Source organism: Prosthecobacter sp. (genome assembly GCF_044222345.1).
Classification (GTDB): domain Bacteria; phylum Verrucomicrobiota; class Verrucomicrobiia; order Verrucomicrobiales; family Verrucomicrobiaceae; genus Prosthecobacter.
The window spans coordinates 318217-335589 of the sequence record NZ_JBGANL010000001.1 but is presented as its reverse complement, the minus strand read 5'-3'; the positions used below and the strand labels follow the sequence as shown (position 1 = coordinate 335589).

Below are 17373 nucleotides of genomic sequence, written 5' to 3'. Positions count from 1 at the left end.
AGTCTACTCAGCAGCCAGGGCTTCCAGCAAATATTTCGACGGCTGGAAGTGCTCGTTCAGAACGGTGACCTTGCCATCGCGGAACATGCGCGTCTGCTTGATGTCAAAGTTCGGCGTCTTGTGCGGCGCGAACAGGATGTCATCATGCGTCGCGTTCTGGTGACGCTTGAACTGCGCAGGGGTGATGTGCCCGCCCAGATGATCGTCACGCCCCGTGGCCAGATGGCAGGTGCCCAGCACTTTTTCATCCTGGATGTCCGCACCCGAAACCGGCAGCACCTGCGTGCCAAAACCAAGTTCTCCAAGCACGCCCGTCATGGGGTCATCCGCCAGCTTGGCGTTGTGCGCATCAATTGTGCTCTGGTTGCCTGCAATGAGTTCCGCCTTGATGATGCGGCCGCCCGTGACGGTCAGCTTGCCCAGTGTGCCGTCTTCGTATTTCAAAGGAAAGGTTCCTTCCGCACCGGTGGGCACGAAGTAAACCTCACCTGCAGGCAGATTCGCGATGTCAGGTGCATCCCCCTGGCACAGGCCGTGGCTCTTCTGCGCTTCCTGACGGCTCAATTCAAGACGCACCGTCATGTCGGGTCCGTTTTCCACGGTGAAATCGATTTCCACGGCATCAGCACGAGTCATCGCCTTGCGCAGCTTTTCGGCATCGATGCTCACCACTTCATAATCCACCGCAAGGCCAGAATTGAGGATGACATCGTTCACGCCATGCAACGTCGCACCACGGAATCCATACTGCTTCGCGAATGCCGTCAGCGGTGCCGTGGCGGAAAAGGTCGAGATGCAGAGAATGATGTCGTAGTTCGGATAAATGTCCTTCTCCAGGCTCAGCTCCTTGCCGCTCATGTCCACGCAGAGATCCGGCAGATCCAGATTGCTGCCGGTGGTCTGCTGGTAGGCAAACATTTCGCCTCCCTTCAGCGCCAGCTCTTCGGCCACGCCGTTTTTCAGCCCCAGATAAAAATGCTCATGCGCCCGTTTTTGAATGGGGCGCTCGGGATTCTTCAAGAACGCGTAATCCTTCGCTTCAGCGAGATCCGGCAGGTCGATGAGGATGCAGATCTTGCGCCCGAAAGTGGGCTTGAACACGGTGCCGAGCAGGCGTGAGAGATCGAATTTTGGAAACTGACGCCCTTGGGCAGTGGTTTGAACGGTTGACATGGGAGCAGCGATCATAGGCATGGGAGAGTGTCAGGCAAATACGCCCTGCAATTTTAGGCGGATTCATTGAATTGCGCTCCATCAACCAAACTGATCCCACAACAACTTCGCCACCATCGCCAGCACCACGGCGATGAAGATGATGCGGATAAACGGAGCCCCATGACGAATCGCCATGCCAGCCCCCAGCCGCCCACCAATAAGCTGCCCGGCAATCATCACAGCGGCGATTTCATAATGAACTCGCGCGTAGAAAACGAAGATGATCAGCGAGGCCATGTTGCTGGTGAGGTTCACCACCTTGGTAAAGGCCGTGGCACGTGTCAGTTCCAAACCCAGCAGCGAGATGCAGGCCAGAGCCCAGAAGGTTCCCGTGCCGGGGCCAAAGAAGCCGTCATAAAATCCCAGCACGCCTCCCGCCAGGCAGGCAAAAGCACCGATTTTTAATCGTGCCTGTGCGGCTGTTTTTCCCAGCCCAGGACTGAGCAGCACATACACTGCAATGCCCAGAAGCATCCAGGGCACGATCATTTTCAGCACAGCGTTGCTGATCAGCGTCACCACCCAAGCACCGGCCATGGCGGAAACAAAAGTGATCAGCACCGTCAGCCTCACCTGCGGCCATGAAACATATCCCGCCTTCGCATACTTCCGCACCGCCATCAGCGTGCCCCAAACAGCCTGCATCTTGTTCGTCCCCAGCGCCATCTGCGGCGGCAGCCCGGCCCACAGCAAAGCAGGCAGCGAGATCAGCCCGCCACCGCCCGCGATCGCATCGATGAATCCACCGCTCAACCCGGCTGCGAAGAGAAGACAGATCGTTTCCCAGCTCATGCTTTGCGGCCCAGGATGCGGTCCAGCGAATCCGAGGTCTGGTAGATCAGCGCCTCCGGGTAATGAGCATACGGATGAAAATATTCGAAAGTCAGGAAGCCCTCATAACCCGTGTCAGCCAGCGCATCCGTCACCGCAGGCCAGTTCGTGGTCCCGTCGAGCAGCGGCCTGAAGGTTTCGAGGCTGAAGTCCGTCCCCTTTTTGGTGAACTCCTTCAGGTGCACGTTCTTCGTGCGCTTGCCCAGCACCTTGGCCCAATGCTCGGGAAACTGGAACATGCTGATGTTTCCCGTGTCAAAATGCACGCGCACATGCTCGCTGCCAAAGCCGTCCACAAAGGCGTTCATCTCCATCGGCGTCATCAGGTAGCCGTTGAAAAAGATGTTCTCGATGTTGAGGCAGACCCTCAGCTTCTCCGCCTGCTTCGCGAGCTGGCCCACGGCCTCACGCGCACGCTGATCGCACACATCATTCGCCACCGGTTCGTGATCCGTGCGCCACGGAATGTGTACCGCACCCGGAACGACCAGCACATTCTCCACGCCCAAATCATGCGCGCATTGCGCGATCTTCCCCGCCAGATCCATGCCCTGCGCCCGCTTCGCAGGATCATTGCTCGTCAGCGGATACGGCCAGAACAGGAACGAGCACAACCCGCTGATCTGAATGCCAATCTCGTCCGCCATCTTGCGGATTTTCACATAGTCCGCCGTGCCATGCTTCGGCGAGAGATCATTGTCGAGATCGTAATTCAGCTCGATGCCGTCGAATCCCGCATCCTTCGCCAGTTGCATGCACTCCCGCAGCGTCATGCGCTCAGGATACGGAAAAGCCCACAGGTTGATCGACTTCAGCATCTTGTACTTCTTCACTGACCCCCGCCGCGCATCGGGCGCTACAACGGGAGCCGCACGCACAGGCTCAAAAGCCAGGGCACTGAGCCCCACGGAGGCAATGGTGGCTTTGAGGGCGTCACGGCGGGAAAGAATGTCGGCGGGCGGGTTCATACTTGGATGCAATCAGAAGCAGCAAACGAAGGCAAGAGGAAGAAACTCGCCGCGCCTCGCAAGATCAGTTGAGCAGGATGCGCTTGCCTTTGACTCCGGCATTTGGAGAATCGCCCTTCTCATGAAACTGCTCCTTCCTGTCTTTTTCGCCGCCCTCACCCTTTCCGCCGCTGAGTCCGGCGCACCGGTCGGCAAGTTTCAGCAGCTCGATCCCACCATTCCCACCCCTTCTCCGCAGCGCAATGCTTCCGGCGCTCCAGGCACAGCCTACTGGCAGAACCGCGCCGACTATGACATCAGCGTCGAACTGGATGACGTAAAACGCACCATCACCGGAGAGGCCACCGTGACCTATCACAATGCCTCCCCGGATCCCCTGACCTACCTCTGGGTGCAGCTCGATCAGAATTTCCTTTCCCACACGGCGGACTCGCGCGCCGTGCCCAATACCAAACGCGGCATTGATCCTTCCAAGATCACCTACTCCGCACTCGACCGCCTGCTGGCCTACGAAGACTACGATGGCGAAATGAAGATCAGGAAGCTCACCGATGCCAAGGGCAATCCCCTGCCGCATGCCGTGGTGAAAACCATGCTGCGTCTCGATTTGAATGAACCCCTCGCAGCCGGAGCCGACTTCGTCTTCAAGATCGCCTGGAGCTACCCCATCAACGACTGCGAACGCATCAATGCGCGCACCGGCTATGAGCACTTCAAAGAGGACGGCAACACCATCTACACCATCGCCCAGTGGTTCCCGCGCATGGCGGCCTACACGGACTACGCGGGCTGGATCAACAAGCAGTTCCTCGGCACCGGCGAGTTCACTCTCGAATTCGGCAACTACACCGTGCGCCTCACCGTTCCGGACGATCACATCGTCGCCGCCACAGGCACCCTGCAAAACCCGGAAAAAGTGCTGACACAGTCGCAGCGCGATCGGCTCAAACAGGCCGAAAGCGAAAAGACCAAGCCCCTCTTCATCGTCACACCAGATGAGGCCAAAGCTGCGGAAAAATCCAAGCCCAAAGGCAGGAAGACCTGGATCTTCCAGGCAGACAACGTCCGCGATTTCGCCTTCGCCTCATCACGCAAATTCATCTGGGATGCCATGGCCGTCGAAGGTGCCAAGGTGAAGGGCAAGCCCGTGATGGCCATGTCGCTCTACCCCAAGGAAGGCATGCCGCTGTGGGACAAGTATTCGACCCATGCCATCGCGCACACCATCCAGGTCTATTCACGCTACACCTTCGAGTACCCCTATCCCGTAGCATGGTCGGTCAACGGTCCCATCGGCGGCATGGAATACCCAATGATCTGCTTCAACGGCCCGCGCCCTGAAAAGGACGGCACCTATCCTGAGAAGACCAAGTATGCCCTCATCGGCGTGGTGATCCATGAGGTCGGGCACAACTACTTTCCCATGATCGTGAACAGCGACGAACGCCAGTGGACCTGGATGGACGAAGGCCTGAACTCCTTCGTCGAATTCCTCACCGAAGAAGAATGGGAGAACGACTGGAAGCACCGCCGCAACGAACGCGGCATGACCGACTACATGCGCCTCAAGGACCGTGCGCCAGTGATGACCAACTCGGAATCCATCGCTGATCTCGGCCCCAATGCCTACGGCCAGCCCACCGTGGCCCTCAATATCTTGCGCGAACACATCCTCGGGCGCGAGGCCTTCGATCACGCCTTCAAGACCTACGCCAAACGCTGGATGTTCAAGCGCCCCACCCCTTCCGATTTCTTCCGCACCATCGAGGAGGCCAGCGGCGTCGATCTCGACTGGTTCTGGCGCGGCTGGTTTTACAGCACGGACCATGTCGATGTCTCCATTGATCAAGTGAAGTGGCTCCAGCTCGACTCACGCGATCCCGCCATCGAGAAGCCCAAAAAGAAAAAGGAGGAGGACGAACTTCCTAAAACCCTCACCCGAGAGCGCAACTACTCGCTTTCCAAGCGCATCGACCGCTACCCCGAACTCAAGGATTTCTACGACAGCTATGACAAGGCCACCGTGCTGCCGAGTGAAAAGAAGAAGTTCGAATCTCTCATCAAAGAGCTCAAGGAGGAGAAGATCGACCCCGCCTTGCTGCAGACCAAGCACAATTTCTACCTCATCGAATTCAGCAACGTCGGCGGCCTCATCACCCCCGCCATCTTGAAAGTCGAATACACCGATGGCAGCACCGAGGAGCTCAAGCTCCCCGCCGAAATCTGGCGCTTCAACACCGAGAAAGCCGCCAAGCTCCTCTTCACCAAAAAGGAGCTGAAATCCGTCACCTTCGACCCCCGCCAGGAACTCGTGGACACCGACATCGAAAACAACTTCTGGCCCCGCCGTCCTGTGAAAAGCAAGTTCCAGCTCTACAAGGACGACAAAGCCCCCAATCCCATGCGCGAGCTCACCAAGCCGGAGAAAGACGATAAAAAAGAAGAAGAGAAAAAGAACTGAACGAATCCACGAAAAGGGGCCAAACAAGTCCGCGCACTCAAGGTTCTGAAAGCGCCCAACCATAGGGTGGGGCATACAATGCCATCTTCATCCGCGACATTACGTCGCGGCACACCAGCCCTGAAGGGGCTGCGTAATATAGCCCAGAGTCAGCCGAGCCTAGGCGAGGCGACCCTGGGTTTGGCAATTTGCGACAGGAAAGCAAACCCAGCACTCCGTCACATCTCAAACTCACCAGCAGCGTCTGCAAAGAGCCCCGCCACGCACCTCTGTCGCGCTACCTGCCGCTCCCGCAAGACCTCTCAACAATTCTCATCATCCCCCGCAAAGGAATCCCCACCCACTCCGGCCGGTTGTTCAGCTCATAGCACACCTCATACACCGCCTTCTCCAGCAGGCACACCTCCAGCAGCCTCTGCAACTCGGCTTCATCACTCGGCAGAAACGCCGCCCCCTTGGCCATGCTCAGATAACCATCCAGAAAACTCTGGCTCACACGCTCCCCCCACTCCGCCAGCCGCTCATCATCCTCACCCCGCTTCGCAGCAGCTGTGTGCGCCGCATAATCAAAGGACCGCAGCATGCTGGCCACATCCCGCAGCGGCGTATGCTTGGCGCACCGTTCGCTCAATAGCCTCCCCGGCTCGCCTTCAAAGTCGATGATGAAAAACTCATCTCCCACATCAAGCACCTGCCCCAGGTGATAGTCACCATGATGACGAATCCGCATGGCGCAAAAGGTCCGTTCCATCAGCCCTTCCAGATATCGCAAAATCTCCTCCTCACGCCCTAGCAGTGCGCTCACCTCGCCGCGGCATTCCGCAGGTAGCTCCCTCTGCTTCTGCTCCAGCATCCTCATCATGCGCCGCATGACCGCAGCCATCGACTCGCCCAGCCCACCCTGATAGGCCTCGTCAAACCTCTCTGGCGCAAAGTCGGGATCTTCAGTCTCCGCAGCCAGCGCCAGATGCATCTCTGCCGTCCGTCTGCCCAGCAGACGCACCCGCTCAAATCCCTCCTTATTCCATCCTTGGCTTAGCGCATTCAGCGTCGTTTTCCACGCATCACCTTCGCTCACCACATTAGCCACCAGCAGCGCCAGCACACGTGGTTTGGTGCCTGCCACCCTGTATTCAATCGCCCCGCAATAAACCGGCACCTGCGCAAACTTGTGCCGCTCGCTAAAATACCTTAGCAGCTCCGCATCCGGATTCACCCCCGCATCAGGCCTGCGGTACAGTTTGAGAAAAAATCGCTCGTCATACAGCAGCGACGAATTGCTCTGCTCCAGCTTCAGCAAACGTGAAGTCATCGGCCTTCGCATCCCCAGGATGCTCTCCTTGAATTCCGCGCCGCAAATCCCCACCAGTTCCCCCCTGCCGCAGATCAGCCTCTCCTCCTCCGCAATCATCTTCATCAGCACCGCGCGAAATCTCTCATCCTCCAGCGCATCAAACAACACACCATCCGCGCCCACTTGCAGCGGCAGCAGATACGTCTCCGCCGGCGCTTCCACATAATTGACCCGCAGCAAAATCATCCGCCCCACATCTCCTAAAGAAAGCACCTCCAGCACTTCCGCTCCACGCAGCCTGTGCGCCTTCCCGCCAAACCACCGGCAGCCACGTAAATATTCGGCAAAGGCCTCCCCACGCAGCGTCTCCAGCGCATGTGTCCACTCGTCATCATTGCTCACCTGTCCGGCCATGCCGACCGTTGCTGCAAATCCTCTCCACACGCAACACACCGCGCAGCATAAAAAAATGAGGCGGTCGTTACCGACCGCCTCACGAATTGAATCAACGCGTTGTCCCCGGATTACAGGTAGTCGTTCACCAGGTTTTCCATCATCTCCTGACGACCGCTGCCGAGGAGCGGCTCACCATTGGCAAGCACATGCGCTTCGAGTTCTGCGAAGCCGACTTCGCCCTTCTCGATCTTCGCACCGATGCCGCTGTCGTAGCTGCTGTAACGCTGCTTGATGAAGGCGTCGATGCGGCCGTCTTCGATCATCGCGTGCGCGATCTTCAGACCCCGGGCAAAGGCGTCCATGCCGCCAATGTGGGCGTGGAAAAGATCCACAGGCTCAAACGATTCGCGACGGCACTTCGCGTCGAAGTTCAGACCGCCGGTGGTGAGACCGCCCATCTTGAGCACTTCCAGCATGATCTCCGTGGTGAGGTAGATGTTGGTCGGGAACTGGTCGGTGTCCCAGCCGATGAGGGTGTCACCAGTGTTGGCATCGATGGAACCCAGCGCGTTCGCGGCGATGGCGACCTGCATCTCATGACGCATGGAGTGGCCGGCGAGCGTGGCGTGGTTGGTTTCGAGGTTGAGCTTGAAGTGCTCCAGCAGGTTGTGCTCGCGCAGGAAGTTCAAGCAGGCCGCAGCATCCGAATCATACTGGTGGGTCGAGGGCTCACGTGGCTTCGGCTCGATGTAGAACTGACCGGTGAAGCCGATCTTCTTCTTGTAATCCACCGCCATGTGCAGCAGGCGGGCGAGGTGATTGACCTCACGCTTCATGTCAGTGTTCCAAAGCGTGGCGTAGCCTTCGCGGCCACCCCAGAAGGTGTAGCCTTCACCACCTAGGCGATGCGTCACATCCATGGCCTTTTTCACCTGCGCGGCGGCATAGGCAAACACTCCGGCATTCGGGCTCGTGGATGCCCCCTGGCAGTAGCGCGCATGGGAGAAGAGGCAGGCCGTGCCCCAGAGCAGCTTCTTGCCCGTCTGCTTCTGCGCTTTTTCCAGCTCGTCAGCCACCGCGTCAAAGGCGGCGTTGCTCTCGGCCAGCGTATCGAGCTCAGGAGCCACATCGCGGTCATGCCAGCAGTAGTAGTCCACGCCGAGCTTTTCCATGAACTCAAAGCAGGCCCACACGCGGCGCTGCGCATTGGCCACGGAGTTGCTGCCGTCATCCCACGGGCGCTGGGCCGTGCCGCCACCGAATGGATCGGACAGCGAGTTGCGCATCGCGTGCCAGTAGGCGACCGCAAAGCGCATCTGCGAGCGCATCGTTTTGCCACCGACGATTTCGTCAGGGTTGTAGTGCTTGAAGGAGAGCGGGTTGCGGCTCTTGGGCCCTTCATACTGAATTTTGGGGATGTCGGGGAAAGCGTCGTTCATGGTAGGAAGGCCAAGGGAGACGAAACAGGGCGCTGTGCAACTGGTTCGTCTGACTCTGGGCGGACACTTTTTGGGCCAAATTGGACACCCACGCCGACTCAGAGCGCCTTCTTGTTCGTCTCCTCTGCCAGCCAAACCGCGACCAAGGTGATGACGGCCATGACAATCAGATACACCGCCACCAGCCATGGTTTGCCCCCAGTTTGATCCAGCAATGCCGTGGCAATCAGCGGCGCCATGCCACCCGCCAACGGTGACGCAAGCTGATACCCCAGCGACGCACCGCTGTACCGCACCCGAGTGCCAAAGAGCTCGGAAAAGAACGCTGCCTGGGGGCCATACATCGCCGCGTGACCGATGAGCCCAATAACCACAGCCAAAATAACCAGCCCCATCTGCCGGGTCTCGATCATCCAGAAAAACGGAAACGCGAAGAGCAGCAGAAAGAGCGCCCCCCCCAGATACACCGGCCGCCGGCCAATACGGTCCGACAACGCCCCAAAGCACGGAATGGCCACCAGCTGCACGGCTGAACCAATGAGCACCGCATTGAGCAAAGTGGCCTGCGGCATCCCGAGCTGCTGCGAGCCATAGCTCAGCACGAGCACGGTGAAGATGTAGAAGAAAGCGTTCTCCGCAAAGCGCGCCCCCATGGCCAGCAGCACGTTGCGCGGGTGATCACGCAGCACGGCTAAAATCGGCACCTTCGGGCCTGCGTCCTGCGCTTTGGCCTCGGTGAAGACCGGGCTCTCGATGATCTTCAGCCGGATGAACATGCCGACGCCCAGCAGCAGCACCCCCAGCAAAAACGGCACCCGCCAGCCCCAGGAAAGAAACGCCGCCTCATTCATGGAAGACACGATCATGAAGACAGCGTTCGCCAGCAGCAATCCCACCGGCACCCCGGCCTGCACCCAGCTCGCATAATACCCGCGCTTGCCGGTGGCCCCATGCTCCACGGCCATGAGCACCGCGCCACCCCACTCTCCGCCGACCCCAAAGCCCTGGATAAAGCGCAGCAGCACCAGCAGGATGGGTGCCCAGACCCCCACCTGTGCATACGTCGGCAGCAGGCCGATCAGCACCGTCGCCACTCCCATCAGCATCAGCGTCGTCACCAGCATCGACTTGCGGCCGATCTTGTCGCCGAAATGACCGAAAACAATGCCCCCGACTGGCCGTGCAAAGAAGCCCACCGCATACGTCGCAAAGGCCGCCATCGTCCCCGCCAGCGCGTCAAAATTCGGAAAGAACAGCTTGTTAAACACCAGCGCCGACGCCGTACCATACAGGAAAAAATCATACCACTCAATGGTGGTGCCAATGAAGCTGGCAATGACGACGCGGCGGGTGCTGTTGGGATCGGACATGGCGTAAAACCGTTCAGGCTGACAAGTTGAGGGATGCAATACAAGACGAAAAGATTCTTGCAGTGCCCTTCTCGCATCCAAATCGTCCCGCCGGTGTTCATGATCCGTCACCACCATGAAAACCGCCTTCCGCCTCCCCTTCCTTGCCGCATTCCTCCTCGGCGGCATTTCATTATTCGGCCAGACCACCGGCTCCTCCATTGACTGGGACAAAGCCAGGCAGCTCTACCAGCGCGAACAACGCGGGGGAAAACTAAGCCCCGAGGAGCAGACCTATCTCAGCAAAGCCAAGGAAGCTCGTAAAGGAGGAGGAGGCGGCGGCCGCCCGGCGAATCAGCGCAAAGCGCCTGACTCTCTCAAGCCTCTCACAGACATGACCGCCGAAGAATCGTATGAAGGCGAGGACGGTGGCCTCTACGGCAAAGGCAGCAACGAGCCCCCCGAGGCCTTGCAAAAATCAGCCGCCTCAGCCCTCGCCCATATCACCCCCCTCGATGCCGAGGGCAAGCCATCTGACAGCGGCAAAATCGCGCTGGTCTCCATCAGCATGTCAAACGCCACCCAGGAGTTCTCCTTTTTCAAAGGCATCGCTGACAAAGACTCACGCAAGTCCGACAAGCTCACCATCGTCGATTGCGCGCAGGGTGGCCAGACCATGGCCGCGTGGGCGAAGCCAGAAGGCCGCCCATGGCCCGAAGCCATGCACCGCCTGCAACGCGCCGAAATCAGCCCCCACCAGGTGCAGGTGGCATGGGTCAAGCTCGCCAACGCCGGCCCCTCCGGCACCAAGACCGAGCACCTGGCCACGCTGGAGGCAGACACCGTCAAAGTCCTGCACCTACTCAAAGAGCGCTTCCCAAATCTCCGCATCGCCTACCTCGGCAGCCGCATCTATGCTGGCTATGCCACCACCGGCCTCAATCCCGAGCCCTATGCCTATGAGGGTGCCTTCGCGGTCCGTCACCTCATTCAGCAGCAGATGAACGGTGACGAATCCCTCGCCCTCAACAAGTCCCCACTCCTCCTCTGGGGCCCCTACCTCTGGGCCGACGGTGAAAAAGGCCGCAAGTTCGACGACCTCAAATACACCAAGGACGACTTCGGCCCCGATGGCACCCACCCCAGCAACAGCGGCCGCGAAAAGATCGCGAAGCAACTGCTGGAGTTCTTTGCCACCAGTCCGCTGGCCAGGACCTGGTTTGCGAATTGATCTCCATTCGCAATTGCAGAGAACTGCCAAATCGTAGCGGGTGAAGGAATTGCGGTGATCCGATCCTTCCTGCGATTCCACTTCATTGATGAGGGCCGCCGTCATCGACGTTCCCAGTTGGCAGCAACACGTTCTGTCTAGTCTCGAAGCAGATCCGACATGATCAAGGGCCTGCGGGCCGAAAAGGCGAAGGCGCCGGGATTTCTCCCGACGCCTTCATGGTGGATCGGCCCTCATAAGCCGGATTCTGTGTCCCCGATGCCCTTCGGCACCTGGCTGTGATCATTTATCTGTCAGGCTGATCACTCAGCCTGCCCCTGCTTGCGCAGTGGAGCGACTATTACCCGGAGGTATCCATCCCTTGCGGGACTTGCGGCCAGGCGGGCCTTTCTCCTGTTCTGTCTTGCACCGCATGAGGTTTGTCGTGCCCCCTTCCTCGCGGTTGGGGCGGTGGGCTCTTACCCCGCCGTTTCACCCTTACCCACGCTTGCGCGCAGGCGGTTTGTTTTCTGTGATACTGTCTGTGACTGCGGCTTGCACCGCAACCCCCACGCTTTCACGTGGCATGCTGCCCTGTGGTGTCCGGACTTTCCTCTGGCATCTCCGCCTTGCAGCAAAAATACCAGCGATCACTCCGACCGACCCGACGTGAGAGTAAGGGCTTAAGCGAAAAGGGCAAGCAGGGCCTGCGTGGAAAGATGCCGCGAAACTTCTTCCCCCGCTCCGGTGTTGCACCCCATGCACCCACCACCGCCATGAAACTCCTGCCTTCCTTCCTCCTTGCCCTCACAGTCAGTTTCTCACTGACCCGTGCCGAAGACGCTCCCACACAGAGCCCCGGTGCCGGCCAGGGTGGCGCGAAGATCCGGGAAATGATCCTGCAAAAATTTGACGCCAATAAAAACGGCACGCTGGACCCCGAAGAGAAGGCCGCAGCCATGAAGGCCATGCAGGAACGCCGTGGCGGCAGCCCCGGCTCCTCAGGTGACTCCCCTAAAGGCGGCGGCCCCATGCAGGCCATGCTTCTGCAAAAGTTTGATGCCAACAAAAACGGCGTCCTCGATCCCGATGAAAAAGCGGCAGCCATGAAAGCCATGCAGGAGCGCAGGGGCAAGTCCGGCGGGTTTCCCGGCGCTGGTGGCACTAGCACGGAGGGTGGCAGCAAGTTCCGCCGTCCGCCGGAGCAGTCTAAGTAGTAAAGTGATGTGGGCACTCCTGCCCGCAGGACGAACGTCCAGGAACCTCCGTGCGGGCAAGAGTGCCCGCATCACTTCATTCTCACTTCCCAACGCTGTCCTTGAGCAGCTTCAGCAGCGCATAGTCCGCGTACTGGATGTCGCTGATCTTCCACACACCGCCCTGCTGCACGCAGTGGAAGGTGATGCGCTTCTTCTCATCGAAGTTCACAAAGGTCACCAGCACGGCGACCTTTCCGTCCTCCGTCTTCGCCGGGTGAATGACGAACTCCTTGATCTCCATGTCCTGCGCGTCGTAGAGCGGGTCTCCATTGATCGCACCGACTTCGCCTTTGGAATCAAGGGTGTCTTTCCACAGCAGATCGCCCAGCTCCTTCGTGAAGTAATGGTCCACCAGCGCCCGGTTCTTGTCCTGGAAGAACGGCGACGCCTTTTTCTTCTCTGACTTGTACAATTCAGCGACCAGCGCATCTGGCGTAGCCGCCTTGTCAGCAGCGTGAAGAGTCAGACCGCAGGAAACAAACAGCAAAAGCAGAGTGAGGAGGCGCATGCGGCTGCTATCGCCGCAAACGCCCCAAAGTCGAGTCCATCATCTCACTCATCCGCGTCCTTCTTGCCCTTCTTCTTCGGGGCGTCCGGCAGCGGCACGCCGCGCTGGCGCGCCTCCCACTCCGCGTAGCCTTTCTTGCTGTGATTTCCCACATACTGGTAGGTGTCAAAGATCGCTCCATTGCCAAGCACACGCGGGTCTTTCTCCTCCTTGAGCATGGCTTCCAGCTTCGTCCGCAGTTCTTGTTTCTTCGCAGCGAACTCGGGAACGTTGGCCAGGTTCTTCAGACACTCAGGATCTTTGACCATGTCGTAGAGTTCCTCCTCCGATCGGTAGTTGAACGCCAGATCGTAGAAGAACCCCTTGTTCTCCACGATCCATGTTTTTGTGGGCCCATCGTCGCAGTTGCCGTAACCGGTTTCGGGATTGCAGGCAGGCCAGCGCTCCGGGTGGTAGTTGTGACTGTAGAAAAACTCCGGCGTGCGGATGGCGCGCACGGGATAGCCCCAGTCGTTCGGACGCCCCAGATCGTGGCGCTCCTTCCCCGCCAGCATGATTTTGCGGTCCTCGATGAAGCCGCTCTTCTCGCTGCGCAGGAGGTTCACCAAACTGCTGCCGCTCATCTGCTCATGCTTCGGCAGTCCCGCCAGTTCGAGATACGTAGGCGCAAGATCGCGCACATTGACAAAATCTTCCACGACACGCCCCGGCTTGATCCCCTTCCCCCAGCGCATGGCCAGCGGCAGATGATACCCGTCCTCATAGATCTGCCCCTTCACCCGTGGAAACGGCATGCCATGATCCGACGTCACAATGACCAGCGTGTCCTCCAGCATGCCCGCCTTCTCCAGCAGTTCGAGCGCCTGTCCGATCTGCTTGTCGCCCCATTCCACCTCGATGGCATAGTCCGCCAGATCACCGCGCACCGTCGCATTGTCCGGCAGGTAGCCCGGCACCTTCACATCCTCAAGCTTCTTGCCCAGACGCACACCGCTGTCCAGTTCATAGCCACGGTGCGGCTCCTTGAATCCCATCCAAAAGCAGAACGGTTGCGCCTTGTCACGCTGCGTCAGGAACGCCTCAAAGTTGCGCGGATAATCCGTGGTCGCGATGCCCTTCGCTGGAACCTCCTGCTTGAACTCATCAAACGCCGGCCCGGCCGGATTGCGCGTGCGGCCTTCCAGTTTGAACTCCCCCGGCCCCCAGCCTTTGCCAGTCAGGCCCACGGTGTAGCCGCCTTTTTCCAGCAGATTGGGATACACGGCAAACTTCGGCGGGAAGATGCCGCCATGGCAAACCGCCTCCTCAAGCTGCCAGGAATTCCGCCCCGTGAGGATCGTGGCACGGCACGGACTGCACTTCGGATTGGAGGTGAAGGCGTTTTTAAACAGCACCCCTTCCTTCGCCACGCGGTCAAAGTTCGGCGTCTTTACCCAGTCACAGCCGTAGGCGCCCGCATGCTGCCAGCCCCAGTCATCAAAGATGATGAAGAGGACGTTCGGACGCGGCGCATCCGCAGCACAGATGCCGGCAGCGAAAACGAGAGCAGCAAGGACGGCGAGACGGAATTTCATGCGCCGTGAAACGCATGAGAAGTCCTCAACTTGCAGCCGCTTCTTCCACGCTCACACAGGTGCAGACGAGGTGGCGGTCGCCATACACATTGTCGATGCGCGACACCGGCGGCCAATACTTCGACTCCTGCACCCACGGCAGCGGGAAGGCGGCGGCTTCACGCGTGTAGGCATGCGGCCAGTCGCTCTTGGTCACAGCCGCCGCAGTATGCGGGGCCTGCTTGAGCGTGTTGTCCGTGGGATGATACGTGCTGCTCTCGACGCCGATCATCTCCGCGTGGATGCACTGCATCGCCTCGCAAAAGCGGTCGATCTCAGCCTGGCTCTCGCTCTCCGTGGGTTCGATCATAAGCGTGCCGGAAACAGGCCAGCTCATCGTCGGCGCATGATAACCAAAATCCATCAGCCGCTTCGCCACGTCTTCCACCGTGGTCTTGTGGAAATGGCTGAAATCAAGGATGCACTCGTGCGCGACAAGCCCCTTGCTGCCTTTGTACAACGTGGGGAAATTCGCCTCCAACTTTCTGGCGACATAGTTCGCATTGAGGATGGCGTACTTCGTCGCATCCACAAGGCGCGGCCCCATCATGGCGACATACATCCATGAGATCGTGCAAATGCTCGCGCTGCCCCAGGGGGCGGAGCACACCGCGCCTTCACGGCGGTCCGTCTGCCATGTGTGATGTCCCGGCAGATGCGCACGCAGATGCGCCGCCACCGCGATGGGCCCCACACCCGGTCCGCCGCCGCCATGCGGAATGCAGAAAGTCTTGTGCAAATTCAAATGGCACACATCGGCGCCGATGCGCCCCGGAGAGGTCAGCCCCACCTGCGCATTCATGTTGGCGCCGTCCATGTAAACCTGACCGCCATGGTCGTGCACCGCACGGCAGATTTCGACGATGGACTCTTCAAACACACCGTGAGTCGAAGGATACGTGACCATCAGCGCGGCCACCTTGTCCTTGTTCGCCTCCAGCTTCGCCTTCAAATCATCGACCGAAATGTTGCCCTGGTTGTCACAGGTCACCGGCACCACCTTGAATCCAGACATCACCGCGCTGGCCGGGTTTGTGCCATGCGCCGAGGTGGGGATGAGGCAGACATCGCGATGCGCCTCCCCACGCGCGGCGTGGAAGCGCTTGATCGCCAGCAGGCCGGCGTATTCGCCCTGAGATCCCGCATTCGGCTGCAGCGACACCGCATCAAAACCCGTGCACTCCGCCAGCCAGCCTTCGAGATCACTGAACATCAACCGGTAGCCCTCCGTCTGATCATGCGGCGCGAAGGGGTGCAGACCGTTCACCTCCGGCCAGCTCAGCGGCATCATCTCCGCCGCAGCATTCAGCTTCATCGTGCAGGAGCCCAGAGGGATCATGCTGCGGTTCAGCGCGATGTCCTTCGACTCCAGACGGTGCAGATACCGCATCATCTCCGTCTCGGAGTGGTAAGAATTAAACACCGGATGCGTCAGAAACGCGGACGTGCGGTGGTGCCTCGCGGAGCAGTGCAGCGGATTTTTGTCATCCAGCACCGGCGGCTGCTGCGCCTTCGAAATACCAAAGGCGGTGAGCAAATTGAGCAGTTCCTCCTCACTCACGCGTTCGTCCAAAGCGACGCCCACCGTGGTGGCGTCGATCTTGCGCAGATTGATGCCGAAAATTAGCGCACGCTTGAGCAGATCATCAGCGTTCGGCACACGCACGCTCAGGGTGTCAAAGAACTCATCGCTCAGCACATCCAGTCCCGCGCGCAGCAGCTCGCCTGCCAGCCACACCGCTGCGGCATGCACCCGGTGCGCGATGGTCTTGAGCCCCTGCGGTCCGTGATACACTGCATACATGGACGCCATCACCGCCAGCAGCACCTGTGCCGTGCAGATGTTGCTGGTGGCCTTCTCACGGCGGATGTGCTGCTCACGGGTTTGCAGAGAGAGCCGATACGCAGGCCGGCCCGAGGCATCCTTGGAAACACCGATCAATCTTCCAGGCAGCCGACGCTTCAGCGCATCCTTCACCGCCATGAAGGCCGCATGCGGCCCGCCAAAACCCAGAGGCACACCAAAGCGCTGGCTGTTGCCCACACAGATATCCGCTCCGAATTCACCCGGCGGCCTCAGCACCGTCAGCGCCAGCAGATCCGCACTGACGATGAGCAAGGCTCCTGCCTCATGCACTTCGCCTGCCAGCTCGCCAAAATCATGAATGACACCCTGCGTGTCAGGATATTGCACCAGCACGGCGGCCAGCCCCTTGGTGCCATCGTGCTTCCACTTCAGCACGTCCCCCACCTCCACCCGGATGCCCAGCGCGTCCATCCGCGTGCGCACCACCTCGATGTTGTGCGGATGGCACTGGTCAGAAACAAACACGCGTGATGACCCTGCCACCTGCGCCACCGCCAGCCCCAGCGCCTCGGCGCATGCGGTGCCTTCATCCAGCAGCGAGGCGTTCGCCACATCCAGCGCCGTGAGGTCACGGATCATCGTCTGAAAATTGATCAAGGCCTCAAGCCGCCCCTGCGCGATCTCCGCCTGATAGGGCGTGTAGGCCGTGTACCAGCCGGGATTTTCCAGGATGTTCCGCTGAATCACCGGCGGCGTGAAGGTGTCATGGTAGCCGAGCCCGATGAACGAGCGCATGACCTTGTTCAGCCCCATGATCTGCCGCATGCGGCGCAGCGCCTGCTCCTCGCTCAGCGGCGGTGCCAGATTGAGCGGCTCACGCACGCGGATGCCTTCCGGCACCACCTGGTCGATGAGCTCATCGAGCGTTTTGAAACCGAGCGTTTGCAGCATGCTCCCCGCCTCGGCGGCGGAGGGACCAATGTGACGGCGGGAAAAATTTGTAGGCATCGGAATCGGAGCGGT

At 59.6% G+C, this 17373-nt stretch carries 12 protein-coding genes and 1 other RNA gene; 3 read left to right on the top strand and 10 right to left on the bottom strand.

The window, feature by feature from the left end; all coding sequences use genetic code 11:
- Window positions 1-3: 3 nt before the first annotated feature.
- The 3 genes from ACILSL_RS01310 to ACILSL_RS01300 all read right to left on the bottom strand — a co-directional run bounded on the left by ACILSL_RS01310 (window position 4) and on the right by ACILSL_RS01300 (window position 3014).
- The gene (locus ACILSL_RS01310; protein ID WP_395730185.1) at window positions 4-1173 is read right to left on the bottom strand and encodes a hypothetical protein; all 1170 of its coding nucleotides are present in this window, start codon (window positions 1171-1173) and stop codon (window positions 4-6) included.
- Window positions 1174-1254: 81 nt separating this feature from the next.
- The gene (locus ACILSL_RS01305; protein ID WP_395730184.1) at window positions 1255-2007 is read right to left on the bottom strand and encodes a TSUP family transporter; all 753 of its coding nucleotides are present in this window, start codon (window positions 2005-2007) and stop codon (window positions 1255-1257) included.
- The gene (locus ACILSL_RS01300) at window positions 2004-3014 is read right to left on the bottom strand and encodes a sugar phosphate isomerase/epimerase family protein (RefSeq protein WP_395730183.1); all 1011 of its coding nucleotides are present in this window, start codon (window positions 3012-3014) and stop codon (window positions 2004-2006) included. The genes ACILSL_RS01305 and ACILSL_RS01300 overlap by 4 nt, the downstream gene beginning before the upstream one ends.
- Before the next feature lie 121 nt (window positions 3015-3135).
- On the opposite strand from ACILSL_RS01300, the gene ACILSL_RS01295 reads away from it, so the two are divergent.
- Window positions 3136-5475: a M1 family metallopeptidase gene (locus ACILSL_RS01295; RefSeq protein ID WP_395730182.1), complete on the top strand. Its 2340-nt coding sequence runs from the start codon at window positions 3136-3138 to the stop codon at window positions 5473-5475.
- Between the two features lie 277 nt (window positions 5476-5752).
- On the opposite strand, the gene ACILSL_RS01290 is transcribed toward ACILSL_RS01295, so the two are convergent.
- The 3 genes from ACILSL_RS01290 to ACILSL_RS01280 form a co-directional block, all read right to left on the bottom strand.
- The gene (locus ACILSL_RS01290; protein WP_395730181.1) at window positions 5753-7213 is read right to left on the bottom strand and encodes a maltokinase N-terminal cap-like domain-containing protein; all 1461 of its coding nucleotides are present in this window, start codon (window positions 7211-7213) and stop codon (window positions 5753-5755) included.
- An 80-nt stretch (window positions 7214-7293) separates the two neighbouring features.
- Window positions 7294-8604 carry a xylose isomerase gene (gene xylA, locus ACILSL_RS01285; protein WP_395730180.1) on the bottom strand — a complete coding sequence of 437 codons (1311 nt, stop codon included), beginning with the start codon at window positions 8602-8604 and terminating at the stop codon, window positions 7294-7296.
- Window positions 8605-8702: 98 nt separating this feature from the next.
- Window positions 8703-9974 carry an MFS transporter gene (locus ACILSL_RS01280; protein WP_395730179.1) on the bottom strand — a complete coding sequence of 424 codons (1272 nt, stop codon included), beginning with the start codon at window positions 9972-9974 and terminating at the stop codon, window positions 8703-8705.
- Window positions 9975-10089: 115 nt separating this feature from the next.
- Here ACILSL_RS01280 and ACILSL_RS01275 point away from each other — a divergent pair, with 115 nt between their 5' ends.
- Entirely contained in the window at window positions 10090-11184 is a 1095-nt protein-coding gene (locus tag ACILSL_RS01275) for a hypothetical protein (protein WP_395730178.1), read from the top strand.
- 219 nt (window positions 11185-11403) lie between these two features.
- Here the strand turns inward: ACILSL_RS01275 and rnpB are convergent.
- An RNA gene (rnpB, locus tag ACILSL_RS01270) (RNase P RNA component class A) lies at window positions 11404-11829 on the bottom strand.
- A 110-nt stretch (window positions 11830-11939) separates the two neighbouring features.
- Between rnpB and ACILSL_RS01265 the strand changes: the two genes are divergently transcribed.
- Complete coding sequence (locus ACILSL_RS01265; protein ID WP_395730177.1) at window positions 11940-12380, top strand: hypothetical protein; 441 nt, start codon at window positions 11940-11942, stop codon at window positions 12378-12380.
- 82 nt (window positions 12381-12462) lie between these two features.
- On the opposite strand, the gene ACILSL_RS01260 is transcribed toward ACILSL_RS01265, so the two are convergent.
- From ACILSL_RS01260 to gcvP, 3 genes are read right to left on the bottom strand one after another with little or no spacing between them, the layout of a single operon-like run.
- Entirely contained in the window at window positions 12463-12930 is a 468-nt protein-coding gene (locus tag ACILSL_RS01260) for a DUF3828 domain-containing protein (protein WP_395730176.1), read from the bottom strand.
- Window positions 12931-12974: 44 nt separating this feature from the next.
- Entirely contained in the window at window positions 12975-14504 is a 1530-nt protein-coding gene (locus tag ACILSL_RS01255; RefSeq protein WP_395730175.1) for a sulfatase, read from the bottom strand.
- A 25-nt stretch (window positions 14505-14529) separates the two neighbouring features.
- The gene (gene gcvP, locus ACILSL_RS01250; protein ID WP_395730174.1) at window positions 14530-17358 is read right to left on the bottom strand and encodes an aminomethyl-transferring glycine dehydrogenase; all 2829 of its coding nucleotides are present in this window, start codon (window positions 17356-17358) and stop codon (window positions 14530-14532) included.
- Window positions 17359-17373: the final 15 nt, after the last annotated feature.